The sequence below is a fragment of the Pontibacter vulgaris genome (assembly GCF_022758145.1).
In the GTDB taxonomy this organism is placed as follows: domain Bacteria; phylum Bacteroidota; class Bacteroidia; order Cytophagales; family Hymenobacteraceae; genus Pontibacter; species Pontibacter vulgaris.
Window position 1 is genome coordinate 720,978 of record NZ_JAJVDH010000002.1, and the last position, 26,624, is coordinate 747,601.

The following is a 26,624-nucleotide window of genomic DNA, read 5'->3' on the forward strand; positions in this document are numbered from 1 at the left end:
AACAAAAAAGCCCTCCGTTGTGGGAGGGCTTTCCTTTTATGTCTTGAAGTATTAAGCAGCTACTTTTTCCCGGGCTGCTTTTAGCTTTACAGGTTTCAGTTTGATGATGCTCAGTTTATCCAGCGTCCAGATTACCGGCCAGGTTGGGTCTACTTCCCACCATTTAACACCAAAATTAACACGGTTAGGCAACTTATGGTGGTTGTTCTGGAACAACTCGCCACCTGTCAGGAAGTCGAAGAATAGTGAGTTTCTTGATTTATCGTTGTTATCGAAGTTCTGATAGCCATACTTGTGACCGCTCCAGTTCACGATAGCGCCGTGTACCGGACCCATTAGGAAGTGAATAGGTAATAACAGGAACATCCACCACTGGGTAGCAAAGGCAATGTAAAATAATACATAAGCCACACCCCAGCCGATTCGCGAAAAGTATGAATCGCCTACTTTTTCAAGCGCAGCCCAAACAGGGTAATCGCCTTCGAAGCGGCGCTCCGGCTCAACACGGTGATTTAATACGTTATTATATATTTCTTTTGTCTTCCACATCATCGTGAAAGCATTGTTAGAGAAATGTGGCGAATGCGGGTCGCGCTCGGTGTCTGAAAAAGCGTGGTGCATGCGGTGCAAAATAGCATAAGCACGAGGCGATAAAAACGAAGACCCCTGTGCTATGTAGGTTAGCAGGTAAAATGCTTTCTCCCAAAAAGGGTTCATGGTGAACATTTTGTGGGCAGCATAACGGTGCAGGTAAAACGTCTGAACGAACAGCGACAGGTACCAATGCACGACAAAAAAGATAAGAATTGCCATTAAATAACCGTAAATAAATAATTCAAACTAAAGAAATAAAGTAGGCTCTAAAGCTACAGTATGTAACTGTACAATACAAAATTACAAATCAATAAATAGTAAAGTATAGTAGCACCCACAAAAGTTCAGAAAAGTGATAGATATCACCTTATTATAAAGCCAAAGTATAAAATATACCTTAGGTAAGGCTGCGGAAAGGCGACCATATGGCTGCAGCCGGTAAAGGGGCGCTCACGGTTATAGGAGTTTTAAGCGTGGGGTGTTCAAACTGTAACTGGCGTGCATGCAGGGCTATACTTTTATCTGGCAAAGGTTCGGCTGCGCCATACTTCAGGTCGCCGGCAATAGGGCAGTGTAAGGAGGCAAGTTGCACGCGTATCTGGTGCGGGCGACCGGTAATTGGATTTACTTCTATTAAGTATTTGCCTTGTTGCTGGCTCAGTAATTTATAGTTCAACTCAGACCGAAGACCATTTGGGTTTAGTTTGGGGTAAGCCTTGGTTACGTTCCTGGAGCTGTCTTTTACCAGCCAATGCACCAGGTTACCGCTTTCGGGCACGGGTTTTTTATGAACAACGGCCCAATAGATTTTTCTGGTTTTTTTATCCCTGAACAGTTCGGTAAGGCGGGTAAGGGCTTTGGAGGTTTTAGCTAAAAGAACTACCCCACTTACGGGCCGGTCGAGGCGGTGAACTACGCCAATAAATACATTGCCCGGCTTGTTATACTTCTCTTTGATATACTTTTTGGCCACCAGATCCAGCGATTCGTCGCCAGTTTCATCGCCATGTACCAACATACCCGCAGGCTTGTTTACGACCAGCAGGTGGTTGTCTTCAAAGAGAACTTCTAAAGCCATTTGATATAATTAGAAATTATACTTAGTAAGCTTCTTGTTCGGTTGGGAAATCACGGTTCTTTACATCCTGCACAAAGTTCTGTACTGCATCAGTCATGATGCTGTGCAGGTCGGCGTAACGGCGCAAAAAGCGTGGCTTAAATTCTTTTGTGATTCCCAGCATATCATGTACTACCAACACCTGGCCATCTACGTGTGGGCCGGCGCCAATTCCTATTATAGGTATCTGTAATTGTTCGGCAACTCTTTTAGCAAGGGCCGACGGAATCTTTTCAAGTACAATGGCAAAGCAACCCAGGTCCTGCAATAGCTGGGCATCTTCGAGTAATTTTTGTGCTTCGGCCTCTTCTTTGGCGCGAACAGTATAAGTACCGAATTTATAGATTGATTGCGGTGTAAGGCCCAGGTGGCCCATTACCGGAACACCGGCACTTAAGATCCTGGTGATAGATTCTTTTATTTCAGCGCCACCTTCCAGTTTTACACCATGTGCACCGGATTCTTTCATGATGCGGATAGCTGAACGCAGTGCTTCAGAAGAATTTCCCTGGTAAGAACCGAAAGGCATATCTACTACTACAAAAGCCCTTTTAACTCCCCGAACTACCGACTGCGCATGGTAGATCATTTGGTCGAGTGTAATAGGCAATGTGGTTTCGTGGCCGGCCATTACGTTAGAGGCAGAATCACCAACCAGCAGTACATCAATACCCGCAGCATCCAGTATAGAAGCCATCGAAAAGTCGTAAGCAGTAAGCATAGAGATCTTTTCGCCACGCTCCTTCATGTTTTGCAACTGGTGCGTTGTAATTACTTTCACATCGCGTTTCTGAACTGACATAATATTGGGGTTCTGTTGTTTCTAAGTATACTTATTGCCGTTGCTATAAAGTATAAACGGCCTCTGATTATCTGTTAAATCCTGTTCTGTTTTTTGTCAGGCGCAGGTCGCGTAGCAAGGCCGAGCGGGCGTTTATAGTTACGTTATAACCACGCTGAAAACCAACCGGGCTCCAGCCGATGCTCATTTCCCAGCAATGCAGGTCACGGTAAATCTGCAGGTTTGCGTGAGCTATGTTGTTATTAGTGAAGTCGTAGGCTGCCATGTAAGTTATCTTCCACTTGTCGGTCATGTTCAGGGAGCCATCAAAGCTTAGGTTCTTGGTGATCTGGTCTTTCTGGCCCCGTGCAATGGCATTCTGGTAATACAGCGTGAAATCGAAGTTCAATGTCCACGGAATTTTAAAGTCCACATAATCCGGCATCAGCGAGTTCTGGTTCTGCTGCAGCGAAGGCAGGTTGGTTGCCGAGCCTCCTTTATTCGAACGGCCTGATTCAGGGTTCAGGCTGGCTCCCACCGATAAGCTTGCATTTGTAAGGCGTGCCAGGTTAAATCCTGAGTCTTCAAATAAGTACTTGTTTATGCGCTGGCCTTCTGCATTTACCTGGTATGGGTCGAAGGCAGAAGTAAGGTTAACATTGAACAGTTTAAACAACCTCGTGTTCATGTTCATGTTAATGGTGCTAAGCTTAAAAGAATCAGCTGCAAAATTATAGGCAGCGCTTAGCCCCAGGTTATCAATTATACTTACTTTCTCGAATTTTGTGGAAGCTGTATCACTCTTCGACTTCACCTTCATTTCTATGTTATTCTGCAAGCTGAAGCTAAGGGCGCTTTGTAACCCTGCACCTGGTACATTGCTATAGAAGCGAGGCAACGTTAATGGGGTAAATACAGGCTGGTCATTAAGAGTATCTGCTTGGATAGTCTGATAGTAGCCAAACCGACTTTCATTTCCAAAATCCGGGCGGTAGCTGTACGATATGCTTGGGCGCATAATGTGGCGGATAGCCTCTACGCGCTTGCCTTTTACATACACCGTACCATACACGGTAGTATTAAGCGAGGCGCCGGCGTTGTATTCATAAATACGGCCAAAGTTGGCAGTATCAACCTGTACTTTGTTTGAATCGGCGTTATACTTGTATGTGAATTTTTTATCGAGCCATACTTCGTTGTAAGATACGCTTGGCGATAAGTTAAAATAACGAAGCAGTTTAAAGCTACCCAGGCCAATAGAGAAGTTGTGCTGTGCACTGCGGCGGCCATTGTTCCAGAGGCGGTTCAGGTTGCTGCCGTTAATAGCAAAAGTATCAGCACTTGTTTCACCAATAACCGGAATGCCCGATAGCGTACGTGGCTGCACTACATTCGATACCTCGTTGCGGGCAGTTACGTTATAGCCAATCGTGAAATTCTCGAACCACTGGCCGGTAGGCACATTCTTGGTCAGTGCTTCATATATGCTGATAGGCGTCATCGAGAAGTTGACATCCGGCAGCACGAAGTTCATTACGCCAATACGGTTGTTTGTAGCTGCACCGCTCTGCTGGCCCTGTGATAGCTTGGCAGTATAACTGAATGGGGTGTTCTGTATATTTTTCTGGTAAGAAATGTTGGAGTTAAAGGTTGGCGCCAGGTATTGCGTAGTATTGGTATAGGCCAGGCGTTGGTGCAGTGTACTACCCGCATTTACGCTGGCAGTAAAGCGGCCACGACCCGGCTTCTGTACTGGCGAGTGCGACCAGTTAATCCAGAAACTGCGTGTAGACGGCGGTAACTGCGAGCGCAGGTCGGTGCCAACTATATCGGCTTCATCGTTCTTAAAATAATCGTAATCCAGGCGCAGGTTGCCGCTGTAAGAATAGCGTTTGATGTAGCTGTTATCCATACTTACACGGTAGCCGCCTAGCGAGTAAATGTCGCCGGTTATACTTGTGCCGATGTAATCGTTGACTGCAAAGTAATAGCCACCATTGGATAAGTAGAAACCGCGGGCCCGCGACTCGCCAAAACTTGGTACAAGTATACCGGATGCACGTTTTGCCCTTGGTGTAGGGAAAAGGCCGAACAGGAAACCAAGCGGTGTAGGTATATCGCCGATAACCAGGTTAAATGGCCCCGACATAACTTTGTCGTTCGGGATGGCTTTGATGCGGTTGGCATTTATGTAAAAGTGCGGATGCTCCAGATTACAGGTTGTGTAACGGGCATGCAGACCGAAAATTTCGTTGTCTTCGTTCTTTTTTACAATCTCTGAATGTATATAACCTTCGCCTTGTTGCGTTACTACATCGGCAATACGGCCTTTTTTAGTTTTATAGTTGTAGGCTATTTTTTTAGCGGCGTAAGTTTCGGCTCCATCCACAAACACTGGTACTCCTGATTCTTTACCTAAAGAGTCGGGTAGGGTGGTAGCAGTGAGGGTATTGGTTTCGTAGTCTATTTCGATGTAAGCCGCCGTTAGCGACATCGTACCGTAATTTATCTTGGCGTCGCCGTAAAGGTGTACTACTTTGCGTTCAACTTCAAACTGGATAGAATCCTTGGCAGAGTATTTGATAGTCGTCTCGATGTCGCCTTTCGGAGCGGATACTGCCAGCGAATCCTGTACAATGTTAACGGTATCTTTCGCAGCGGCGACACGAAGGCGTGGCGTTACTTGCCCTATTGTTAGTAGAGGAGAAAGTATGGCGAGCTGCAGTAGCAGCGAAAATTTCAAAATGTAGCGCAACTTCTTCAGACTTCCCTAAAGTTTTGTTTATTTTGTACAAAGTTATTGTTTAACTTTTAACTAACGAACGTTGTGAGAAATATTGTTACTGTTTCTGTCCTGGTTTTTGTGCTTTTATTATGCTCCTCAAATACGCTGGAGTACCGCAAAGCGTATAAAGTGCGCACGGTTGTAATAGATGCAGGCCACGGTGGCAAAGATGTAGGCTGCAACGGTAAAGCCTCGCACGAGGCTGATGTTGCGCTTAAACTTGCCCTGCAACTGGGTAAACTCATCGAGAGCAACCTGCCTGATGTGAAAGTGGTTTACACCCGTAAATCCGACACATTTGTAGAACTTATAGACAGAGCCGGGATTGCTAACAAGAACAACGCCGATTTCTTTATCTCCATTCACCTGAACTCAGGCCCGTCTGCTGCTTATGGTACGGAAACTTACACCATGGGGCTGCATACTTCGCAGGGTAACCTTAACGTAGCCAAGCGCGAGAACGCCGTTATTCTTCAGGAAGATAACTATAAAGAGAACTACGGAGGCTTTGACCCTAACTCGCCACAGAGCCATATTATGTTTGCACTGCATCAAAGTGCCCATATTGATAACAGTTTGCGTCTGGCCCAAAAGATCGAAAGAGAGTTTAAGCACAAAGTAGGCCGCAGCAGCCGTGGGGTAAAACAAGCGGGCTTCCTGGTGCTCTGGAAATCATACATGCCAAGCGTGCTGATAGAGGCAGGTTTCCTTACAAATCCATCGGAAGAAAAATTTCTTAACGATAAAGCCAACCAATCGTATATGGCATCAGGTATATATCGTGCTTTCAAGGAATATAAACTAGAACTTGAAGCCATGAACTAATGCACAAGCCAAACACCCCACGTGAAAATATCGAAAGAAATTAAAGTAGCACTTCTTGGAATAGTAGCTATACTTATCCTATACTTCGGATTTATGTTCCTTAAAGGAACAGACATCTTTTCAAATGATAAAAAATTCTATGTTATTTACGATAACGTAGACGGACTTACCGCCTCTAACCCCGTTATACTTAATGGTATACAAGTAGGAACGGTGCAGAAATTAAAACTCCTCACTGAAAAGGGTAACAAAATTCAGGTAGAGTTTCAGGTAATTAAAGACATACAGGTAGGTGATTCCACTATTGCCAGCCTCGGCAACTCCGACCTGTTGGGCAGCAAAGCCATTACACTTTACCTGGGCAAAAGCACTAAGCTTTACAAAGGCGGCGAAACTGTAATTCCATTCATGGAAGAAAGTATAACCGATATGCTTTCCTCAAAGTCTGTTCCTGTAATCACGAAAGTTGATACCACGCTTGCCCGCGTAAACAGGTTACTGGATAGCGAAGCAAAACAAAACATCCAGCTTATACTTGCCAACACGCAGGTTACTACCAAAGCCCTGAACGACATACTTAGGGCAAATCAGCAAAATATAAACGACATTACCCGTAACCTGAGCACGCTAACAGCTTCTTTAAACAGGACCCAGCGCCACATAGACCGCCTGGCATTGAACATGAACGAGATAACCGATACACTGAAGCGTGTAGAAGTGACCAAGCTAGTAAACAATGCCAACCAGGCCGTAGCCGAAATGCAGCAGGCTGTAGCTAAGCTAAACTCAGGGCAGGGCTCGGCTGGTAAACTGATGAATGACGAGCAGCTTTACCAGAACCTGAACCGCTCTACCGAGGCGCTTAACCTATTGCTGCGCGACATTCAGGCTTACCCGAAACGTTATGTGCAGTTCTCGCTCATCGGCCGCCGCGACAAGTATAAAGTAGATCCGACGGGCCGTGTAATAACATTGGATGAGGTAAAAGACATGCAGGACGAGCACCCCGACGAATTCAGAAGACCTGTGCCTGATACGCTGAAAATTCCGTTAAAATCGGATACAACAAAAGCGCAGTAGCCTTGTATGTAAAAATTGTATATTTGTAGAATCCGCTTTAAGGGCGGATTTTTCTTTGTAAGTCTGTCTATACACCCTAATAGCCCTTCATGGACATCGAATTTAACAAGAACGAAGACGCATTAAAGCAGCTTAGTTACCAGCTAAAAACAAAACTTAATAAAGTATACTTAGGAGGCGGCGAAAAACGCATCCAGAAAGAGCACGAAAAAGGCAAAATGACCGCCCGCGAGCGCATTGCTTACCTGCTGGACGAAGGAACTGAGTTTCTGGAAGTAGGCGCATTTGCCGGCGATGGCATGTACCAGGAAGTTGGCGGTTGCCCAAGCGGCGGCGTGGTTACAGGTATAGGTTATATCAAAGGCCGGCAGTGTGTGGTGGTAGCCAACGATGCCACCGTAAAAGCCGGTGCCTGGTTTCCGATCACAGCCAAGAAAAACCTGCGTGCCCAGGAAATCTCGATAGAAAATAAACTGCCTATAGTATACTTAGTAGATAGCGCCGGTGTGTTTTTGCCGATGCAGGATGAGATTTTCCCGGATAAAGAGCACTTTGGCCGCATGTTCCGCAACAATGCCGTAATGAGCTCGATGGGCATTGTGCAGATTGCCGCCATCATGGGCAGCTGTGTAGCCGGCGGCGCTTATTTGCCAATTATGAGCGACGAAGCCATGATAGTGGAAGGAACCGGTTCTATTTTCCTGGCAGGCTCCTACCTGGTAAAAGCTGCCATCGGCGAAACGATAGATAACGAAACACTTGGCGGCGCTACCACGCATTCTGAAATTTCGGGCGTAACCGATTACAAGTGCAAAGACGATAAAGAGTGCCTCGATCATATCCGGAACATCTTCGATAAGATGGGCGATTATAACAAAGCTGGTTTCAGCCGTGTTGAGCCCGTTTTGCCAAAGCTGCATCAGCATGAGATCTATGGGATAATGCCTGCCGACAGGGTAAAGCCATATGACATGATGGATATTATACTTCGTTTGGTAGACAACTCTGAATTTGAACCTTACAAAGACCACTATGGCCAAACGCTTATCTGTGGCCTTGCCCGCATTGATGGCTGGGCTGTAGGTATAGTTGCCAACCAACGCAAGATCGTGAAAAGCAAAAAAGGCGAAATGCAGATGGGCGGCGTCATCTACTCCGACTCTGCTGACAAGGCTGCACGCTTTATCATGAACTGTAACCAGAAGAAAATTCCGCTGGTGTTTTTGCAGGATGTTTCCGGGTTTATGGTTGGTAGCAAAGCCGAACATGGTGGCATTATTAAAGATGGCGCCAAAATGGTGAATGCCATGGCCAACTCAGTAGTACCTAAATTTACTATACTTTTAGGCAACAGCTATGGTGCCGGTAACTATGCCATGTGCGGCAAAGCGTACGACCCACGCCTGATCTATGCCTGGCCAACTACCCAGCTTGCCGTTATGAGCGGAGCTTCTGCAGCTAAAACATTGCTTCAGATTCAGGTATCAGCCTTGAAAGCCAAAGGCGAAGAAATTACACCGGAAGCGGAGCAGGAATTGCTGGAGCGCATTACGGCCAAGTATAATGAAGAACTATCGCCATATTATGCGGCAGCACGTTTATGGGTAGATGGCATTATTGACCCGCTGGAAACCCGCAAGGTTATTTCTATGGGCATTGAGGCCGCTAACCACGCCCCAATTGAAAAACCTTATAACGTGGGCGTTATACAAACGTAAACCTTAAGAATTATAAATTGTGAATTAGAAATTAGAAATGAAGCGCAGGCCATTTGTCAGTAAAGAGGTACTTCTTCTGAAATTTCTAATTTTGGATTTTTAATTAAAGATATAGCGTGACGAAGAAGGAAATAAAAGCACTTATCTCGCTGCTGGATGATAGTGATGCCCAGGTCGCTTCTATGGTAGAGCAGAAGATAGTGTCGTTAGGTGAAAGTTTAATACCTTTTCTGGAAGAGGAGTGGGAAGAATCTTTGGACCCTGAAATGCAGAAAAGGATCGAAGATCTGATCCATAGTCTGCAGTTCGACGGGTTGCTGGGCAGGCTGAAAGAGTGGAAAGAAACCGGCGCTACCGATCTGCTGGAAGGGATGTGGCTGGTAAATACTTACATGTACCCCGACGTGGAACTGGCAACTATACGGCGCACAGTAGAGCAGCTATACTTTGATGCCTGGACGCACATGCAGGAAAATATGCACCCCTACGACCAGGTAAAGGCTTTGAACAATGTGCTGTTCCGCGAAAAAAAGTTTTCTGCCAATACCAAGAATTTCCATTCGCCGGCTAACTCTATGCTGCATCTGGCCCTGGAAACCAAGCGCGGTAACCCGCTTACCTTGTGTGTGATATACCTTACCATTGCCCAGAAACTGGAGATGCCGGTATATGGCGTAAACCTGCCAAACCTGTTTATACTTACATATAAGTTAGACAGCGTGCAGTTTTATATCAATGTGTATAACAAAGGGCTTATACTTTCTAAAGCCGATATAGATAACTATGTGCTGCAGCTGAACCTGAACCCTGTTGATATTTTCTATGAGCCATGCTCTAACCTGGATATCATAAAAAGGGCACTGCGTAACCTGGCCTTTTCGTTCGAGAAAATGGACGATGCGGAAAAAGCTACTGAAGTTACAAAACTGCTCACTGCCATTTCCGACGACGATCCTACACTATAAAAATAAAAAAAGCGGCTCCTGCATAAGGGCCGCTTTTTTATACTTGCGTTATACTTTGATTAGTATTTCCTGATCATACAGCCGGTAGGGCGCTTATCAAGTACAGTAACGGTTTTGTTTGCCAATACCTCATCAATCACGTTTTTCAGGTAACTGCTTTTTACACTTGTTTCTACCTGCGGATTGTCATCAATAGCACCTTTATACTTTAGTACGAAACCGCCGCTGGTGTTATGCAATACAAAAACCTCAGGCGTTTTGGTAGCGCCAAACTGGGTGCTTATTTTTTGTCCTTCATCAGCTAAGTAAGGGAAGCTATAGCTTTTGCTCGCCATATCCTGCAGTGTTTCGCCGCCTTCGTCTCCCACACTTGGGTTAACAAACAAAAATTGCACGTTTTTACCCGAGTAAGCGCCGGCTAGTTTTACCAGCCTGTTCTCGTATAATTTGGCATAAGGGCAGGTGTTATTTGTAAAAACCACTACTACAGCTTTTCCGGAAGAATAATCTTTCAGCGCAACCTCTTTGCCACTGGCATCTTTCAATGAGAAGTTTGCTACTTTATCGCCGAGTTTATAACCGGCTTGCGCAAATGCCCCCACTGTTGCCAGAAAGATTACTACCAGCGTTACGGCTATTTTAAGCCTGTTTATAGTTTTCATGTTTTAGAGTTATATAGTATTGTCTATACTATAGGTTAGTACGTGGTTCTGTATTGTTTCGTGGTAAACCTGGTACAATTTAGAAAAATTTTCGGTTTGCACACGGCCTTGCAAAATATTGTGCCCGGAGGGTGCTACCAGCAGGTTTTCTTTAAACAGCAGCTGCTTTTTGCTGTATAATTTGTACAATGTTTCCTTAGCGCTCCAGTACAGGCAGGTTCGTTCTTCGTCGTTGGCGGTTATACTTTGTTCTGCTTCCGATAAAAACTTATTTGCCACACGCAATGCCTTCCCGCTTATTAACTCAACATCTATGCCAACTTCGTATTTATCAGAAAGTATAACTGCTGCCAGCTCCGGCGAATGCGATATAGAAACATGAAAAGCTGCATCTCTGAAAAACGGGCGGCCATGCTGGTTACGTTCTAAGGTATGGGGCTGAGTGGTAAAATGACTGAGTAATTGGTGGGCAAGTATACGGCTGGCCAGCCACTCGTTCTGGCGGCGCGGGTGCGCTGATGCTATATCAGCGATATCAACGGTGCCGGGTAACGCCTGTTGCAGATCTTCCCTGGTTTCTGTTAAAGCCCATATTCCCAGTAAAGTATGGTTGTTTAACTGGCGCAGTTGGAGCAGAGGCATGGCAGGTAAAGTATAGAAATAAAGGTTAATTAAGCTGTGCAGCCTGTGGATTAGCTGCAATTATTGTAAATTTAATCAAAATTAAGAAACGAGTTTAAGCCAGATGGCGAGTAAAGTACAAGTACAGAAAAAAGCAACCCTTACCGGCCACCGCGACAGCGTGTATACATTGGAGCGCTCTGCCGATGAGGCTGTTTTCTATTCGGCAGGAGGAGATGGAATGATAGCCGCCTGGAACCTGCACGACCCTGAAAATGGAGAATTAATTGCACGCGTAACAACATCGGTATATGCACTACGGCATATACCCGAACGTAATTTATTGCTTATCGGGCAAAATACGGAAGGTATACAGGTAATTGATCTGGCTGATAAAAAAGTGCTGAAATCGATACCCTTACCGAAAGTTGCCATATTTGATATAGCCTATGCACCAGAAACAGGCTGGGTTTACGTTGGTTTAGGTAATGGGGCAATTGCGGTGCTTTCTGCTGAGACTTTTGAGCTGCAAACGCTTATCCGGGAATCGGACCAGAGCGTGCGCAGCCTGGCATTTAATCCGCAAACCCTGGAGCTGGCTGCTGGCTACAGCGACCATACGGTGCGTATTTTTGATGCCGCTACGCATGAGCTGAAGTATAAGCTGCATACCCATACGAACTCTGTGTTTACGCTGGCTTATTCTCCGGATGCCAGTTTGTTACTAACATCCGGGCGCGATGCACATTTGCGGGTTTGGGAAGTAAAGCAGAAGTATAAAGAGATGGGTTATACTATTGCGCACATGTATACCGTCAATCATTTAACCTACAGCCCGGATGGTTTATACTTTGCTACCTGCAGCATGGATAAATCTATAAAAGTATGGGATGCAAAAACCTTTAAATTGCTGAAGGTGATTGACAAAGTACGCCACGCAGGCCATGGCACATCAGTAAATAAATTATTTTGGTCGGCTCATCAGAATCAGTTAGTTTCGTGTAGCGATGACCGCACCATTTCGGTTTGGGATATAAATTTTGAGTTATGAAGATTACACCATTAGAGATCAGGCAAAAATCATTTGAGAAGGCTTTCAGGGGGTTAGATAAAGACGAGGTAAATGCTTTCCTGCTTACCCTTTCGCAGCAATGGGAAAAACTGTTGGACGAGAACAAAGATCTTCGCCTGAAGCTGGAAGCATCGCACCGCGAAACCCAAAAGCTGCGCGAGGTGGAATCATCGCTATATAAAACGCTTAAAACCGCTGAAGATACTGGTAACAGCATACTGGAGCAGGCTACTAAATCAGCTGAGTTGCAGGCACGCGAGGCCCAACTAAAAGCTGATGAACTGCTGACCCAGGCCCGAACCGAAGCGCGCCGTGTGCTGGAAGACGCAGCCAAGCAATCAGAGAAAGTGGTAGCAGATATGCAGCAGGAAGTTAAGGCCCTGGAGCAGGATTACCAACGCCTGGAGAGCTATTTAGATACCATGGTTCGCGACCTGAAAAACCTTGCAAACGATGCGCTGGAGAAGGTAGAAAAAGCCAACGCAAAACCTAAAACTACTACATTCAGTATTCTTTCAAGAGCAGCCGATGTAAAAACACAAACACCGGAGTTGCTGCAAAAACTGAAAGAAATGAACGGAATGATAGCAAATCAACCCCAAATAGCAGAATCGACGGCAGCTAATGCTCCGATAATAGTTAGAAATGGCAATGGGTATAACCCGATCGGCGACCCGGCCCCGGATGTGACGCAACCGCACCCGGAAATTCCAAACCCTGTAACACCTGTGCCAGATATTCCGGCTCCTGAAATAGAGCAGCCAAAACCGGATTACCCGGGCACAGTGCCGGCTCCTGAAATTGAACGCCCGATACCAGACATCCAGCCGGTAACGCCGGATAAGCCGGAAATACAACGCCCTCTGACAGAGCCTTCCAAGAATTATACTGAAAGCCCTGTTAAGCAAACGGCAGGCTCATTCTTCGACGAGATATAGGCAATCACCAGATGGGACAGATCGCACTGGAAGGCATGGAGTTCTTTGCCTTCCACGGCTACTACGATGAGGAACAGAAGATCGGTAACAAGTATGGCCTGGATCTGTACATTAAAACAGACCTGCGCCGCGCCGCCGAATCCGATGACCTGCACCAGACTGTAAATTACGAAGTGCTGTATGCGCTTGCATTAGATGAAATGAAAATACCTGCCCGCCTGCTGGAGCACTTAGGGCACCGCATCATTGATAAGGTATATGATCATTTTCCGTTTGTGCAGTCGGTAAGAATAAATGTTTACAAGTATAACCCGCCACTTGGTGGCATTTGCAAATGGGCAAAGGTTACATTGGAAGAAGCGAGGTAGGGTTTATACTTTTACATATTGAAACAGCCGGTTCAGAAATGAGCCGGCTGTTTTGTTTTTATAGTACAATACTTTTTTCTTTCGGGCTAATCTGGTCATTTGAAATTTACCCCGTCATTTCGAACGATAGTGAGAAATCTGCTATTGTTTCATAGCAAAGGTGTCTGTAACTGGCAAGCAGGCTATACTTCCAAGTATACTTTCTTCCTCAGTCTTATTTACTTAATTGTTTCATTTTATACTTTGGTGCCCTCCAGGCCGGGCGGCCTCGTCCTTTGGCATCGCGCTGTCTATTGAAGCTGCTCCTCGCTCCGCTGCGGGCTGCTGAGCAAGCTCAGCACCGCAACAATAGGAGGCGCTCAACCCAAGCACTGGAAAAGACACTGCTTCATTAGCGGCTATGTAACCTTGGTCAACTGTCCCCTTGAGGGGATTATAGGGGTGTAATCGTCTGCTATGTAATAATATCCAGAACCATCAAAGTAAGAACAAGCTCACCGCCTTAGACAAGGAGGGGCTGGGGGTGGTTGGACTACAATAACTATGAAACTATACTTTCTAATTATAGCGAAGGCAAAATCTCCTTCCCCTGTTCTTAGGGGAAGGTTGGGAAGGGGTAAAGGGCAAGTCCATACCTCAGCTGTATAAGATCCCTCGGCTAGCGCTCGGGATGACAAGGAAAATAATAAAGGCCAAAAAGTCTCCTTAGAAGTCGAAGATCCGGACTTTTCCGGGAGGGGCGTGGGATGACTATACTTAGGCTAGGAAACTATAAATTTCACCTTCAGATACCTTGCAAAGTTCAGAATAACAACTCCTGCCTATACTAATCTTAGCAACTCTGCTGCAGCGGCAAAAGCTGATTTCTGACCAAGCTTTACTTGTTCTGCAATGGCCGGCAGTTGGTCTTTTACTTGCTGGTGAGAATAAAAATTGTCTTCAAGGCCCTGGCGTATCGTTTCATACATCCATTGCAGGTTCTGGTCGCGGCGCTTTTTATCAAAGTAACCATTTTTTTGGGTAAGTATAAGGTAATCGGTTATAGTTTGCCAGATGGTATCGAGGCCAGTTTGGGCGATAGCAGAGCAAACAGAAACCTTCGGCGACCAGCCCGATGCGGCCAACGGGTATAAATGTATTGCATTCTGATACTCGGCGCGTGCAGACTTAGCCTTGCTTATATTAGATCCATCGGCTTTGGTAATGGCAATGGCATCGGCCATTTCCATGATGCCGCGCTTTATACCTTGCAGTTCGTCGCCGGCGCCGGCCAGCATCAGCAGCAGGAAAAAATCAACCATGGCATGCACGGCTGTTTCTGATTGCCCTACACCAACAGTTTCTACAATTACAGCATCAAAGCCTGCCGCTTCGCAAAGTATAATGGTTTCGCGGGTGCTGCGCGTAACACCTCCCAGCGATTTACCTGCCGGCGAAGGCCGTATATAAGCCTGCTGATTAATAGAAAGCGACTCCATACGTGTTTTATCGCCAAGTATACTTCCGCCCGAACGCTGGCTTGTCGGATCTATGGCTAATACCGCCAGTTTTTTCCCCTGCTCCTGAATAAGGTAATTGCCAAAAGTTTCAATAAAAGTGCTTTTACCTACCCCCGGAACACCAGTTATACCTATGCGCACCGAATTACCAGAGTGCGGCAATACCTTATCAATTACAGTCTGGGCCAGATCCTGGTCGGTAGGCAGTTTGCTTTCTACCAGCGTGATTGCGCGGCTGAGCATTACCCGGTCTCCTGCCAGAATGCCACTTACATATTGATCAGGGCTAAATCGCTTTGCCAATCGCTTTGGGTTTTAGGTTGAAAGTATAGTTTACAAATTTAAGGTTTCTGGTTTAGCGTGCTGCAAATTATACATTACATGTACTTGTATATTCAGCTATAGGTATGCTATAAGAAAATACAGGATGAATATTATGTTTTTCAGGAAAAAGAGCTGAACTTGCAGGCCAATAGGAAGTTATACTTTGCCATTACGATACAGCTCTAACTAATGCTTCAGTGGTTTCATAATTTCTGCTTTTTGCTAATCTATACATATACAATATACTTATTCCCAAATTTTACATTCTAATGAAGAAAATGTTGTTGCTTGTTGCTGCGTTTTTGGCAGCAGAGGCAGGTGCATTTGCACAAACAGAGCTTAGCAGCTTTTCTGTTGCGGGCCGTGGCGGCGTTATGAACACGTTTGTTACCGATTACCAGGCGCTTGGCGTTAACCCTGCTAATTTAGGCAGAAATACCTCTATCGTTTCGTTTTCTCTTGCAGAGTTTGGAGCCGGAGCGAGCTCACAGGCGCTTACAAAAGATACCTTTCGCAAATTTGCCAATTTTTCGGAGTCACAGGACCTGAGCACGCAAGACAAAATAGAACTGGCGAAAGCATTTACAAGCAACAATGTGCTGAATGCCAATGCAGATATAAACACATTTGCCATATCAGTAAACCTGCCTAAAATTGGTGGCTTTGCCTTTAGTAACCGGCAGCGTGTATTAGGCCATGTTGGCTTTAATAAGAACTTTTCAGAGCTGATTTTCCTGGGCGACCAAGCTTCTATTTATGATGAAGTAAAGCCGAGGCAGACGGTTTATGTGTCTGAAATTTTTGACGGCACTGAGATGAAAGCATCTTGGGTAAACGAATGGAACCTGGCTTATGGCCGCAAGGTGATTGATCTGCCCTTGTTTAATGTATACGCCGGTGTAGGATATAAATACCTGCAGGGCCTGGCACTTTTCGAGTTCAGCTCTATTGATGGTGAAGTAAAAGCTTACAATGCATCTTCTCCGGTGCTGAACATCGACTACCAGGAATACATCAACAACCCTAATTTTAACTATAAAACTGCCGATGGTTTATTAAGCCCTGTTGGCCGGGGCCACGGTGTTGATGTTGGCCTTTCTGCCGAAATAGCGAAGATCGTAAAAGTAAGCGCTTCTGTAACAGACATTGGTAAAATGACCTGGACAGAAAACCTGCTGCAAGGCCAGGACAATGGTTTTGAATTACCGGAAACAGAAGAAGAAGCCGAGGACTATGAATCTACTATAGAGCTTGCCGAAACAATTATAGACAGCGCCCTTGTATTTTCTCCGATAAGCGAACTAAGAACCGACCTGCCAACTCGTTTAAGAACCGGTGTTGGCATTAAGTTAGGCAATAAAGTACAGGTAGGTGTAGATTACGTTAAACCACTGAACAAAGCCCCAGGCAATATAACACAAGACTTTATAGGTTTAGGTGTTGATGTAATGCCAATTCCTTTTTTCCGCCTGAGCTCGGGTGTAACCAGCGGTGCCGGCGATAAAGTAAACCTGCCATTTGGTATAGCCATCGTTACGCCGTTTTATGAATTCGGTATCAGTACACGTGATGTAACAGCGCCTTTTACTAAAAATAACCCGGGAGCATCTTTTGCAATGGGCTTCCTTCGCTTTAAAATAGGTAAACCACAAGTTCTGTAGTTTATACTTTAAGGCGGAATAAAAAATGCCAACCCAAAACCGGGTTGGCATTTTTTATTTATACTTATTGCAATCTAGCGCTTAGATGTTGTTTTGTAAGTGCCTGGAATTAGGCCTTGAGGGAAGTTAGGTAAACCAAGATCGGATTTGCGGTTAGCCAGGTGAAAACCGTTATCAGTATAAGTGCATTCTTTGCCGGCCACGTTTGGCTTACTGATCACGCCCAGGTAGAAATTATCTTTTCTGGCTACATAAATCTGTCCGTCGGGGCCCAGTAAAAGCGCTCCCACCCGGGGGCTGCCAGACGTACCAACCACCACCGCAGATTTTGAGATCGCTTCGGCGTTACCAGCTTTCAGATCAAACTGGATTACCTGAGCTTTTCCGCCACCTATACCATTGGCTGTGCCGTAAAGTTTGCTTCCGTCCGGCGAAAAAGCCACGCCGTAGGCCTCTTCAAATCCTTTTAAAAGTATAGGGTTCGAGATTTCGCCGGTGGTGCGGTTAAAGTCTAAAACTTCAAAGTTGCTTTTGTCGCTCCAGAGTGCTGCAGCCAACTTATTGCCGTTTGGAGAAGGTACCAGGTAACCAATTGCTTTACGGTTAGCGCCGCCATGCACCGTACCTGCGTTGCTGATGACAGCCTCCGTTTTTACGCCTTCTTCAGTTACCAGATAGGCTACGTAGGCACTGCTGTTCCAGCGGTGTGCCAGTACCCACCAGTCGCGGTTGTTGCTGTGGCGCACTGCCGTTAATTTTTCGGTGGCCGGTGCCATTAAAAAGCTGTTTTTCGATACCAGGTCTCCGTTGCCGCCATCTTTGCTCAGGTTAATGGTGCTGTAGCGTAAACCCTCAGACTGAGCCTGGATATCGGTTGTAAAAATATAGTAAATGCTGTCGTTGCCGGGTTTTGGGAGTATAAGTGCTGACTGGGTAGAAGAGTGGCGCCCCATTAAGCCGTTGCCGTTGGGCATTACACGGTGGTTACGGTTCCAGACGGTGATACCGTTGGTATAAAATAAAAGGTTGCCGTTTTTATCTGAAATGGTGGCACTGCCTTCTTCAGTTACAAGGCGGCCATTTGTGAGCGCGGTGGCTTTGCCGGATGCAAAAGATATTCCGGCGTTTTTACCGAAGTACCAGTTAGTTGTTTCGCCTTGCGCAAAAGCCGTAAGGCTGCCGATGCAAAGTATAGCTATTGCCAGTAATGTTTTCATATTGCCCATGCTGTGCGTCTGTTTTATGTATAACGCCGCTAATGCAAATGCGGTGCCAGCCTTTCAAAAAAAATATGCAAAGGCGCTGATTGCTGAAGTTGTGTAAAGTATAGCCTGAATTTCAGATGGTTAAGCAGAACAGTTGCAGGTGTAAACAAAAGAGGCAAGTATAAACCTGCCTCTTATTTACAGTTTAAAAGCTGATTACTTGTTGCTGGAAATTATAGCAGTAAGTATAAAGATTTCTTAAATCCTATTAAAACGGGTTGCGCACAAACGATACCTGTCCCATGGCATCCTTCTCATACCTGGCCAGGCAAAACTGCTGGAACTGCTGCGCTATCTGGGCACCTTGCGGAGATATTTTATCAGGGGCGGGTTTGCCCTTCAGGAAGAAGTATACTTTGGTGTTGCCATACTTGGTGTGTGGCATGTAATCTCCATACTGGCGCATCTGGTCCCAAAGCGTATCAGCTACGGTTACAGCGTAAATTCTTACTATAGGGCCTGTATTGTTCTCGTTGCGGTAAAAAGCGGTTTCCTTAAAATCGCCTTTCAGATCATCAACACCCGGTTGCGAAAACGAATCCTGGATAAACCAGATAACAAGGGCGGCGGCAATTGCCAGCAAAAGGTATTTTACAGCTTTAGGCGACATAGTTAGTTTTATTAGCAGGATGGAAAAAAATGCTGAAGTATAGTTAGCAACAGTTTCACGCAAACTGATCTGAAGTTACACCTGCAAGTTAAGCATAGTATGTAAAGAAAAGCTCCTGTAAGTATAAACCTGCAGGAGCTTAAAGTATAAATGAAGTATAAAATTAGGCTGCGGCACCTAAACTATAATCGTTGTCTTGTAGCAGCGGCTGTACCTTATCATGTAGTCTTGCAGTAACAAACGAGTTTTGCAGGTGTTTAGGCAATTCCTGAACAAAAGCTTCATACTGCTGCAAGCCCATAGCCTGCGCTACATAACATTCGTGTATGCCGTTCAGGTAACTTACAATCTCCAGCAGCGATTCATGGAACAGCTTAAAATCGATATCGGCCTGTACAAAACGCTCTATCTCGCGGTGCGAATTAGAAATGCGCAACCTCGACAGCAGATCGAACAAGGTGGTATAGCCGACACGCCATGTTAGTTGCTGCCAATGCTGTGGCCCGAACTTTTGCAATATCTCGCCGGTACGGCTGCTCCGGATGGCAGTGCTTGGGTTGGCCTGAAGTTGCTGCCTGATAGCTTTCGCCTTCATACGGCGTGTGGTGCGCAAAAACTGACCAATTTGAGCCTGGGCCTCCAATTCTTTGCTTGCAATCTGTAAGCCAGGTTTATAATGCGCCAGCGGCAGGCGGTTTACTTTAAAATCGTCGTAGTGGCCGGATGCATAAAAGCCTATGGCACGCGGGTACGCATTTTTAACTACCAAACGGCCCACCTCGCGCATAACCAGTGCCTCGTTGCTGCTTAGCACACCGCGTGTGCGCAAAAAAGCCTGCAAACCTGCAAATACAGAGTAATAAGCCTGCGGAAAAGTCCAGTGCAGGGCATTGCGCATATAATCTGCATCGCCAAGCTCGGCTGTGGTGCGCAAAGCATACTCAGTGCTCCAGCTGTTTATTAAAAGTCGTTTTACAGCCTCAATATCCTGTTCAGTCATTTCAGGCTTTGCCTCCCTGAAAAAAGCAAGCTGCTCTAAACCACCATCATCAAAGTTTTTAATGTGGTAATTGATCGCGAAAAAGTAATTTAAAAACACCTGCGCCGGAATAGATTTTATCTGCTCCTGGTCCAGCTGCTTTGGCTCTTCCGGGAATAGCGAATAAATATTTTCTTCTTCTCTCTCTTTCATGTAAACTAAACATTTTTAGCGCTGTATCAGTTGCAAAAACAGCCATTAAATGCTTATCTCAAGTAAAATTATGTTATTGATAATCAGTTAGTTGTGCAGAATAAGTAATGATGTTTTTAATATTTTGAAACTCCCTGTAAATCAGGTAGAAGTATACAACAGGAGCAGGCTTTTTTATACTTCGCGAAGTATAAAAACCGGTTATTTTAAAGCTGCGTCAAGTATAACATCTGGTTGTTTTTAGGAGTATGAGAGGGTTGTATCACACACCAAAAGCAGCATGGATATCTCATACATTATAAACGAGTTAGGCGAGGACCGGGAGCAGTATTTTAACGCTGTGGCGCCACCCATAATCCAAAGCAGCAACTTCGCCTGCAAAACGGTAGCGCAATTGCGGCACATGCTGCAGCACGAACCAGAAGTGCATTTCTATACCCGTGGCAATAACCCGACTGTTACCATACTGGAGCAGAAAATTGCGGCCCTGGAAGGAGCGGAGCATGCCATTGCTTTTGGCAGCGGCATAGCGGCAGTATCGGCGGCGGTGCTTTCGCAGGTTAAGGCCGGCGACCATATTGTGTGTGTGCAAAAACCCTATACCTGGACCAACGCGCTGATGAAAAAGTTTCTGCCCCGGTTTGGTGTGGAAGTAACCATGGTAGATGGCACCGATGCCGAAAATTACAGAGCAGCTATACAGCCAAACACCAAAGTATTATACCTCGAAACGCCCAACTCTTTTACCTTTGAGCTCCAGGATATTGCTGCCGTTGTAGCCATTGCCAAAGAGAACGGATTGGTAACTATAATTGATAATAGCTACGCCTGCCCGCTATACCAGAACCCGATAAAAATGGGCGTAGATCTGGTGGTACATTCGGCTACGAAGTATATAGGTGGCCACTCGGATGTAATGGGCGGAATTATCTGCGGAAGAAAAGAAACTATAAACAGGATTTTCGAGGCGGAGTTTATGACGCTGGGCGCCGTACTTTCGCCCCATGATGCCTGGCTGCTGCTGCGCGGCCTGCGTACCTTGCCGGTGCGTATGGAGCGTATTGCCGCCACAACAAGGGTAGTAACAACATACCTCGAGAAACACCCGAAAGTAGAGCAGGTTCTTTTCCCGTTCCTGCCATCTCACCCGCAACATGACCTTGCGCACCGGCAAATGCGCAACAACTCCGGCCAGTTTTCCATCAAACTAAAAACACAGGAAATAGATAAAGTAGACCTCTTCTGCGATAGTTTGCAGCACTTTTTAATGGCTGCCTCCTGGGGCGGGCACGAGTCGCTCGCTTATCCGGTGTCGGCATCTTATACTTCGGGCAGCTATAAATCGTCGTTGCCTTACAACCTTATCCGCTTTTACATTGGTCTGGAAGATGCAGACTATCTGATAAAAGATATGGAACAGGCTTTTGCTAAAACATAGTTTAAACATTATACTTTGTTGAGTATAAATTATTTGGGTTGATTACCGGCTTCTGAAGTTAAATAAAAAATATTCACTATTCTTAATAATTAGATAACAAAACATCGGATGTATCTGCTTAGATTTGTATGATGCATTCCGACTTTATATGCTTAGTTCAAGCTGACAAGGCAAGCGCTTTACTTGCCCGATGCATCCCTGCCTGCCAGAAAATCAACCCAAATAAATTTTATACTTATGAGTAAACATTTACACAAGCTTTTTGCTCTTGTGCTGGTCTGCTTTTGCCTTTTTGGTAGTAGCGGCATTAGTAAAGCTCAAGAGATTATTTATGACCCATTTGATTACCCTGTAAGTTCAAGCCTTGGGGGAAAAGGTAATTGGGTTAATGTTAATTCTGGCGATGATGTTTTTGTAATTGCTGACAACTTATCTTACGGAAATTTAAAAGCTTCAATAGGTAATAGTGTAAGCTTTGCTGGAACTGGAATAGACCCACAAATTGCTTTTACTAAAGCTACAACGGGTGAAATTTATTTTTCCTTTATTTTAAAAATTTCAGATTTAGGTTCTCTTGATAATACAACAGGTGGGTATTTTGCTGGGGTAGGATCTAGCACTACTAATTTCGGATCTACAATTTGGGTAAGAAAATCTGGTAGTGGTTTTAATATTGGGTTTTCTAAGCGTACTTCTACAGCTGATATAAAGTGGCTTCCTAAAGTTCATGTTATTGGTGAAAATGTTTTAGTTGTAGGGAGTTATGAAATTCTTGCTGCAACGGGAGATGATAAAGCAAAGATTTGGATTAATCCTACTGCTGGTGAAAATACTCCAGTGGCAGATATTGAAACTGCAATAGGCACAGATTTAGGTTCTGTTGATCGTTTTTTCTTACGCCAAGATTCAGATACTGAAACACCTTCGACAATAGTTGATGAAATAAGAGTTGGTACAACTTGGGCCTCCGTGACTCCTGCTCAAGCCGCCGACGAAACAGCTCCAACTGCTTTAACTTTCTCGCCGGCTAATGCTGCAACCAACGTAGCTACTACTTCAACCTTAGGCATTACTTTTAGCGAAGATGTAGTTAAAGGTTCTGGCAATATTCTAGTGATAGATGCAGCTAACCCGGCATCTGTTCAAAGTATAGATGTTACCTCTGTTGGCGTTGCCGTTAATGGCGCTGAAGTAACAATTGCTGCCAACTTAGAAGCAGGCAAGCAATATTATATCGAGATTCCGAACACTGCTTTTACAGATGCAGCCGGTAATGCGTATGCAGGTATCAGTGGCAACACGGCCTGGGCATTTACTACGGCAGCTGTAGCTACGCCTTCGCTTGCAGCAAGTATAGCTGCATTAGATTTTGGCGTACTTCCTGTAAACCGTGCCAGCGCAGCGCTTAGCTATACTTTATCTGCCAGCGACCTTTCAGGCGATGTAACTGTTACTGCAAGCCAGGGCTATCTGATTGCTAAAGTTGGTGGCGAGTTCGGTTCTACACTAACTTTCACAGCTGCAGAGCTGGCAACTGCCCAAACTATAAAAGTACAGGCCACGCCAACCGCTGAGGGTGCACTTGCCGGAACTATTACTCATACTTCTGCAGGCGCTACCGATGTTTTGGTAAACCTGAATGCATTGGCAGTAAACCCATTTGCACAGAATTTTAACAACTGTGCTCCGGTAAACAGTACCACGTTATCTGGTGGCTGGATGCAGTATAGCGTAACCGGCGACCAGAAATGGGGCTGCACTACCTTCGGCAGAAACGATGAAACAACAGGTCTGGCTACTAACGCTGTTCAGATTAACGGTTACAGCGGCGGTGCCAAAGAGAACGAAGACTGGTTGATTTCGCCGGTACTTAACCTCGACAACTTTAACATTCCGTTACTTTCTTTCTGGAGCCGCGTTGCTTTTGCTGGTCCTGGCCTGAAAGTAATGATCTCTGAAAACTACGACCCGGCTCAGGCTCCGGCAACAGCCACCTGGACGGAGCTAAATGGTGATTTCCCGGCTGAAGCATCTGACTACTGGAAAAAATCTGAACTAGATCTTTCAGCTTACAAAGGCAAAGCAGTGCATGTAGCTTTTGTTTATACTTCTTCTGCAACAGCCTCTGCTGCCCGCTGGACATTCGATGACTTTGCTGTAACAAACGTTGATAAGTATGTTATTGCAGACGATTTCAACTTTGATTTCGGCCTGGTAGAAACACCAAATGCTTCTGAAGCTAAAACTTTTGGCTTCACGGCTGCTGGCTTAACTGATAAACTGACACTGACTGCAACCACAGGTTTTGAGCTTTCAAAAGATAATGGGCAAAACTTTGAGCAGGCAATTACCTACACTTCAGCTGAAGCTAATGCAACTCATACCGTACTCGTTCGCTTTAGGCCGGCTACTGCAGCCCTTAAATTCGCGGGTAACGTAACGTTTGCAAGCGGTTCAGATTTCAATGTTACAAAAGGTACCTTAACCGGTTCATCGCTTTCTAAAGCAAAAACGCTTGATATTGTTACCTGGAACGTGGAGTGGTTTGGTGCTGATAAAGATGAAAAAGGTGCGGAACTGGGTCCAAACGACGAAGAACTGCAGTTTGCCAACGTTAAAAAGGCAATGCAGGAACTGGATGCCGATATCTTTGCCTTGGAAGAAGTATCAAACGATGCGGCAATGGCCAAACTTGTTAATGAGCTTGGTAACTACGACTTCGTAAAATCTGATGTAACTTCTTACTCATGGGATCCGACTAAAAACCTTACACCACAGAAATTATACTTCGTGTATAAAAAAGATGTGGTTAAAGTAAAGAGCCAGAAAGTTCTGTTGCAGAAATTGTATACCGATGTGCGCAACGGCGACGCTACATTAGCGAATTATCCTGATGTGCCAAGCAGCTTCTGGGCAAGCGGCCGCCTGCCATTTATGGTAGAAGTAGAAGCTACGCTTAACGGAACAACACAGCTCCTGAACCTGGTAGCCATGCATACCCGTGCTAACTCTGGCACAGATGAGACAAAGTATAAGCAGCGTAAGTATGACATAGAGGTGCTGAGAGATTCTCTGGCGGCACAGTATGGCAACACAAACCTGGTTCTGCTTGGCGACATGAACGATGATGTGGATGTATCGGTAGTGAACAGCCTGACCACTTCGCTTGATGCTTTCGTGAGCAATGCCAACTTTAATACCCTTACACTTGACCTGAGCAAGGCTGGAGGTTATACTTATGCTTCTGGTTCCCTGAAAAGCTTCCTCGATCATATCATCATTTCAAAGTCTCTGGAAGATGAATATATCCAGGAATCAATCACGATCGAAAATGCGCTTGTAAACAGCATCGCCAGCTACCGCACCACAACATCTGACCACGCACCAGTTTCTGCCCGTTTCAACCTGAGCGCAACACCGGTAGTTACTTTCGCAGAAGCAAGTGTTGTTAAAGCAGAAGATGCAGGTACATTTAACGTAAACCTGACGGTATCGGAAGCACAGCCAACTGCGCAAACTGTTACTGTAACGCTAGGCGAAAACACTACTGATTATACTATAGCAGGCGCTGTAAATGGAGTAGCTGCTGTAACTATACCTGCCAATGCAACTACAGCTTCTTTCGAAGTAAGTATAACTGAAGATGCTATAGTAGAAGCTAACGAAGTAGTAAGCTTTAAGCTGTCGGCAGTAAATGCCAACCTGATTGTTGGAACGCAGAATACTTTAGATCTAACCATCACTGACAACGACAAGTCAACTGTAAACTTTGCAACTAATGCACTTGAAGCAGCTGAAGGTACAGGTGAGTATGAAATTACAGTAGAACTGGATCAGCCAACTGTGGCAGAGCAGACAGTGAAGGTATTTGTATCGTCTTCTTTTGCTACTTACGCCACAGATTATACCACAGACCCTGTTGTTGCCGATAACAAGTTCAGCCTGACAATTCCGGCTGGCGCTGCCAAAGCAACTTTCAAGGTAACTATACTGGATGATGCAGATGTAGAACTGAACGAAGTAGTATCGTTTGAACTGACTGAACCAAGTGCAGGTATTGCCCTGGGCAATGGCGGTAACTTCAATATCACTATCACCGATACAGACAAGTCTACAGTTAATTTTGCGACTTCAACGGCTACAGTAAAAGAAAGTGCCGGGAAGTTTACTGTAAATCTGGCTGTAACAGAAGCACAAACAACTGATCAGACTGTAGCAGTAACGATGGCTGAAAATGCCACTGATTATTCTGTGGCAGGTGCTGTAAACGGGGTTCTGAATGTAACAATTCCTGCGAATGCAACTACTGCTTCTTTTGATGTAACTATCAACAACGATGAGCTGGTAGAACTAGACGAGACCTTCAGCTTTACGTTAACAGCTGCTGATTCTAAATTAACAGTAGGCGAGCAGAACACCTTTGCGTTTGTGATTGAGGACAACGATAAGTCTGCAGTAAATTTTGCCGCTGCTTCACTTAAAGTAACAGAAGATGCAGGCACTAAAGTGGTTACCATTACTTTAGACCAGCCAACAGTTACGCAACAGGAAGTAAAGGTAAAAGTAACGAACGGCGCCAATGTAACTGCAGCTGATTATACTGCAACTCCTGCAGCTTCTAATGGCATTATTGCTGTAAGTATACCTGCGGGTGCTAACACAGCTACTTTCTCGGTTGCTATACTTAACGACGAGCTTCAGGAGCAGGAAGAGACGGTAACGTTTGAATTATTTGAAGTGAGCAACAAACTTACTTTAGGTACAAGCAAAACCTTTAGCCTGGTAATTGATAAGAACGACATGCCTACAGGTATAGCTGATGCTACCAAAGGCCAGTTCACACTTTACCCGAATCCAACAAGAGGCAATGCCGTTAACCTGATCCTGCCTGAGCATGTTGCTACGCTGCCTGCTATTAACCTGAGCATCTGGACAGCCGATGGCCGCAAGGTACAGGACTTTACCGGCTCTCAGTACGAAGTACAGCAGCAGCTTAATAACCGTGTTACTACCTTAAGCAATGGCATGTACCTGCTGAAAGTAGAAGCTGGTAAAGTACTTTATACTACCAGATTAATTAAGAACTAAGTATAAATTTATACTTTCTTT

Annotated in this window: 20 protein-coding genes; 10 read left to right on the forward strand and 10 right to left on the reverse strand. The window is 45.2% G+C overall.

The window, feature by feature from the left end; translation table 11 throughout:
- Nucleotides 1–51 precede the first annotated feature (51 nt).
- The 4 genes from LWP20_RS04315 to LWP20_RS04330 form a co-directional block, all read right to left on the reverse strand.
- A complete protein-coding gene (locus LWP20_RS04315) occupies nucleotides 52–813 on the reverse strand; it encodes an acyl-CoA desaturase (protein WP_242926877.1) in 762 nt (253 codons plus the stop codon).
- 178 nt (nucleotides 814–991) lie between these two features.
- Complete coding sequence (locus tag LWP20_RS04320) at nucleotides 992–1,672, reverse strand: RluA family pseudouridine synthase (protein WP_242926878.1); 681 nt, start codon at nucleotides 1,670–1,672, stop codon at nucleotides 992–994.
- 22 nt (nucleotides 1,673–1,694) lie between these two features.
- Entirely contained in the window at nucleotides 1,695–2,513 is an 819-nt protein-coding gene (gene panB / locus LWP20_RS04325; RefSeq protein ID WP_242926879.1) for a 3-methyl-2-oxobutanoate hydroxymethyltransferase, read from the reverse strand.
- A 67-nt stretch (nucleotides 2,514–2,580) separates the two neighbouring features.
- Nucleotides 2,581–5,235 (reverse strand): putative LPS assembly protein LptD, encoded by a 2,655-nt coding sequence (locus LWP20_RS04330; RefSeq protein ID WP_242926880.1) that lies wholly within the window; start codon nucleotides 5,233–5,235, stop codon nucleotides 2,581–2,583.
- A gap of 84 nt (nucleotides 5,236–5,319) precedes the next feature.
- Here LWP20_RS04330 and LWP20_RS04335 point away from each other — a divergent pair, with 84 nt between their 5' ends.
- From LWP20_RS04335 to LWP20_RS04350, 4 genes are all read left to right on the forward strand, one after another.
- Nucleotides 5,320–6,102: an N-acetylmuramoyl-L-alanine amidase family protein gene (locus LWP20_RS04335; RefSeq protein ID WP_242926881.1), complete on the forward strand. Its 783-nt coding sequence runs from the start codon at nucleotides 5,320–5,322 to the stop codon at nucleotides 6,100–6,102.
- Nucleotides 6,103–6,123: 21 nt separating this feature from the next.
- Nucleotides 6,124–7,182, forward strand: a complete 1,059-nt coding sequence (locus LWP20_RS04340; protein ID WP_242926882.1) for an MlaD family protein — start codon at nucleotides 6,124–6,126, stop codon at nucleotides 7,180–7,182.
- Between the two features lie 89 nt (nucleotides 7,183–7,271).
- Nucleotides 7,272–8,900, forward strand: a complete 1,629-nt coding sequence (locus tag LWP20_RS04345) for an acyl-CoA carboxylase subunit beta (protein WP_242926883.1) — start codon at nucleotides 7,272–7,274, stop codon at nucleotides 8,898–8,900.
- 116 nt (nucleotides 8,901–9,016) lie between these two features.
- Complete coding sequence (locus tag LWP20_RS04350) at nucleotides 9,017–9,865, forward strand: transglutaminase-like domain-containing protein (RefSeq protein WP_242926884.1); 849 nt, start codon at nucleotides 9,017–9,019, stop codon at nucleotides 9,863–9,865.
- A 59-nt stretch (nucleotides 9,866–9,924) separates the two neighbouring features.
- On the opposite strand, the gene LWP20_RS04355 is transcribed toward LWP20_RS04350, so the two are convergent.
- Both LWP20_RS04355 and LWP20_RS04360 read right to left on the reverse strand, forming a co-directional pair.
- The gene (locus LWP20_RS04355; protein ID WP_242926885.1) at nucleotides 9,925–10,527 is read right to left on the reverse strand and encodes a thioredoxin family protein; all 603 of its coding nucleotides are present in this window, start codon (nucleotides 10,525–10,527) and stop codon (nucleotides 9,925–9,927) included.
- A gap of 9 nt (nucleotides 10,528–10,536) precedes the next feature.
- Nucleotides 10,537–11,169 (reverse strand): 4'-phosphopantetheinyl transferase family protein, encoded by a 633-nt coding sequence (locus LWP20_RS04360; protein WP_242926886.1) that lies wholly within the window; start codon nucleotides 11,167–11,169, stop codon nucleotides 10,537–10,539.
- Nucleotides 11,170–11,272: 103 nt separating this feature from the next.
- On the opposite strand from LWP20_RS04360, the gene LWP20_RS04365 reads away from it, so the two are divergent.
- The 3 genes from LWP20_RS04365 to folB are packed head-to-tail and all read left to right on the forward strand — an operon-like array spanning nucleotide 11,273 to nucleotide 13,526.
- Complete coding sequence (locus LWP20_RS04365; protein WP_242926887.1) at nucleotides 11,273–12,199, forward strand: WD40 repeat domain-containing protein; 927 nt, start codon at nucleotides 11,273–11,275, stop codon at nucleotides 12,197–12,199.
- Nucleotides 12,196–13,158 carry a DivIVA domain-containing protein gene (locus tag LWP20_RS04370; RefSeq protein ID WP_242926888.1) on the forward strand — a complete coding sequence of 321 codons (963 nt, stop codon included), beginning with the start codon at nucleotides 12,196–12,198 and terminating at the stop codon, nucleotides 13,156–13,158. Before LWP20_RS04365 ends, LWP20_RS04370 begins: the two co-directional genes overlap by 4 nt.
- Before the next feature lie 11 nt (nucleotides 13,159–13,169).
- Nucleotides 13,170–13,526 (forward strand): dihydroneopterin aldolase, encoded by a 357-nt coding sequence (folB, locus tag LWP20_RS04375; protein ID WP_242926889.1) that lies wholly within the window; start codon nucleotides 13,170–13,172, stop codon nucleotides 13,524–13,526.
- An 821-nt stretch (nucleotides 13,527–14,347) separates the two neighbouring features.
- Here folB and meaB read toward each other — a convergent pair.
- Nucleotides 14,348–15,328, reverse strand: coding sequence for a methylmalonyl Co-A mutase-associated GTPase MeaB (gene meaB / locus LWP20_RS04380; protein ID WP_242926890.1), 981 nt, complete (start codon nucleotides 15,326–15,328; stop codon nucleotides 14,348–14,350).
- 290 nt (nucleotides 15,329–15,618) lie between these two features.
- Between meaB and LWP20_RS04385 the strand changes: the two genes are divergently transcribed.
- On the forward strand, nucleotides 15,619–17,010 hold the full coding sequence (locus LWP20_RS04385; RefSeq protein ID WP_242926891.1) for a DUF5723 family protein: 1,392 nt from the start codon (nucleotides 15,619–15,621) through the stop codon (nucleotides 17,008–17,010).
- A gap of 74 nt (nucleotides 17,011–17,084) precedes the next feature.
- On the opposite strand, the gene LWP20_RS04390 is transcribed toward LWP20_RS04385, so the two are convergent.
- The 3 genes from LWP20_RS04390 to LWP20_RS04400 all read right to left on the reverse strand — a co-directional run bounded on the left by LWP20_RS04390 (nucleotide 17,085) and on the right by LWP20_RS04400 (nucleotide 20,077).
- Nucleotides 17,085–18,227 carry a YncE family protein gene (locus LWP20_RS04390; protein WP_242926892.1) on the reverse strand — a complete coding sequence of 381 codons (1,143 nt, stop codon included), beginning with the start codon at nucleotides 18,225–18,227 and terminating at the stop codon, nucleotides 17,085–17,087.
- 256 nt (nucleotides 18,228–18,483) lie between these two features.
- Entirely contained in the window at nucleotides 18,484–18,885 is a 402-nt protein-coding gene (locus LWP20_RS04395) for a hypothetical protein (protein ID WP_242926893.1), read from the reverse strand.
- A gap of 163 nt (nucleotides 18,886–19,048) precedes the next feature.
- On the reverse strand, nucleotides 19,049–20,077 hold the full coding sequence (locus tag LWP20_RS04400) for a hypothetical protein (RefSeq protein WP_242926894.1): 1,029 nt from the start codon (nucleotides 20,075–20,077) through the stop codon (nucleotides 19,049–19,051).
- 280 nt (nucleotides 20,078–20,357) lie between these two features.
- Between LWP20_RS04400 and LWP20_RS04405 the strand changes: the two genes are divergently transcribed.
- Entirely contained in the window at nucleotides 20,358–21,515 is a 1,158-nt protein-coding gene (locus tag LWP20_RS04405; RefSeq protein WP_242926895.1) for a trans-sulfuration enzyme family protein, read from the forward strand.
- A gap of 969 nt (nucleotides 21,516–22,484) precedes the next feature.
- Nucleotides 22,485–26,603 carry a choice-of-anchor J domain-containing protein gene (locus tag LWP20_RS04410; RefSeq protein WP_242926896.1) on the forward strand — a complete coding sequence of 1,373 codons (4,119 nt, stop codon included), beginning with the start codon at nucleotides 22,485–22,487 and terminating at the stop codon, nucleotides 26,601–26,603.
- Nucleotides 26,604–26,624: the final 21 nt, after the last annotated feature.

Excerpts from the sequence above, each read along its gene's own strand:
- folB (WP_242926889.1), top strand. The coding sequence starts at position 13,170 with ATGGGACAGATCGCACTGGAAGGCATGGAGTTCTTTGCCTTCCACGGC.
- LWP20_RS04315 (WP_242926877.1), bottom strand. The coding sequence starts at position 813 with ATGGCAATTCTTATCTTTTTTGTCGTGCATTGGTACCTGTCGCTGTTC.
- LWP20_RS04355 (WP_242926885.1), bottom strand. The coding sequence starts at position 10,527 with ATGAAAACTATAAACAGGCTTAAAATAGCCGTAACGCTGGTAGTAATC.
- LWP20_RS04405 (WP_242926895.1), top strand. The coding sequence starts at position 20,358 with ATGGATATCTCATACATTATAAACGAGTTAGGCGAGGACCGGGAGCAG.
- panB (WP_242926879.1), bottom strand. The coding sequence starts at position 2,513 with ATGTCAGTTCAGAAACGCGATGTGAAAGTAATTACAACGCACCAGTTG.
- LWP20_RS04365 (WP_242926887.1), top strand. The coding sequence starts at position 11,273 with ATGGCGAGTAAAGTACAAGTACAGAAAAAAGCAACCCTTACCGGCCAC.
- LWP20_RS04385 (WP_242926891.1), top strand. The coding sequence starts at position 15,619 with ATGAAGAAAATGTTGTTGCTTGTTGCTGCGTTTTTGGCAGCAGAGGCA.
- LWP20_RS04345 (WP_242926883.1), top strand. The coding sequence starts at position 7,272 with ATGGACATCGAATTTAACAAGAACGAAGACGCATTAAAGCAGCTTAGT.
- LWP20_RS04320 (WP_242926878.1), bottom strand. The coding sequence starts at position 1,672 with ATGGCTTTAGAAGTTCTCTTTGAAGACAACCACCTGCTGGTCGTAAAC.
- LWP20_RS04395 (WP_242926893.1), bottom strand. The coding sequence starts at position 18,885 with ATGTCGCCTAAAGCTGTAAAATACCTTTTGCTGGCAATTGCCGCCGCC.
- LWP20_RS04360 (WP_242926886.1), bottom strand. The coding sequence starts at position 11,169 with ATGCCTCTGCTCCAACTGCGCCAGTTAAACAACCATACTTTACTGGGA.
- LWP20_RS04370 (WP_242926888.1), top strand. The coding sequence starts at position 12,196 with ATGAAGATTACACCATTAGAGATCAGGCAAAAATCATTTGAGAAGGCT.
- LWP20_RS04390 (WP_242926892.1), bottom strand. The coding sequence starts at position 18,227 with ATGAAAACATTACTGGCAATAGCTATACTTTGCATCGGCAGCCTTACG.
- LWP20_RS04400 (WP_242926894.1), bottom strand. The coding sequence starts at position 20,077 with ATGAAAGAGAGAGAAGAAGAAAATATTTATTCGCTATTCCCGGAAGAG.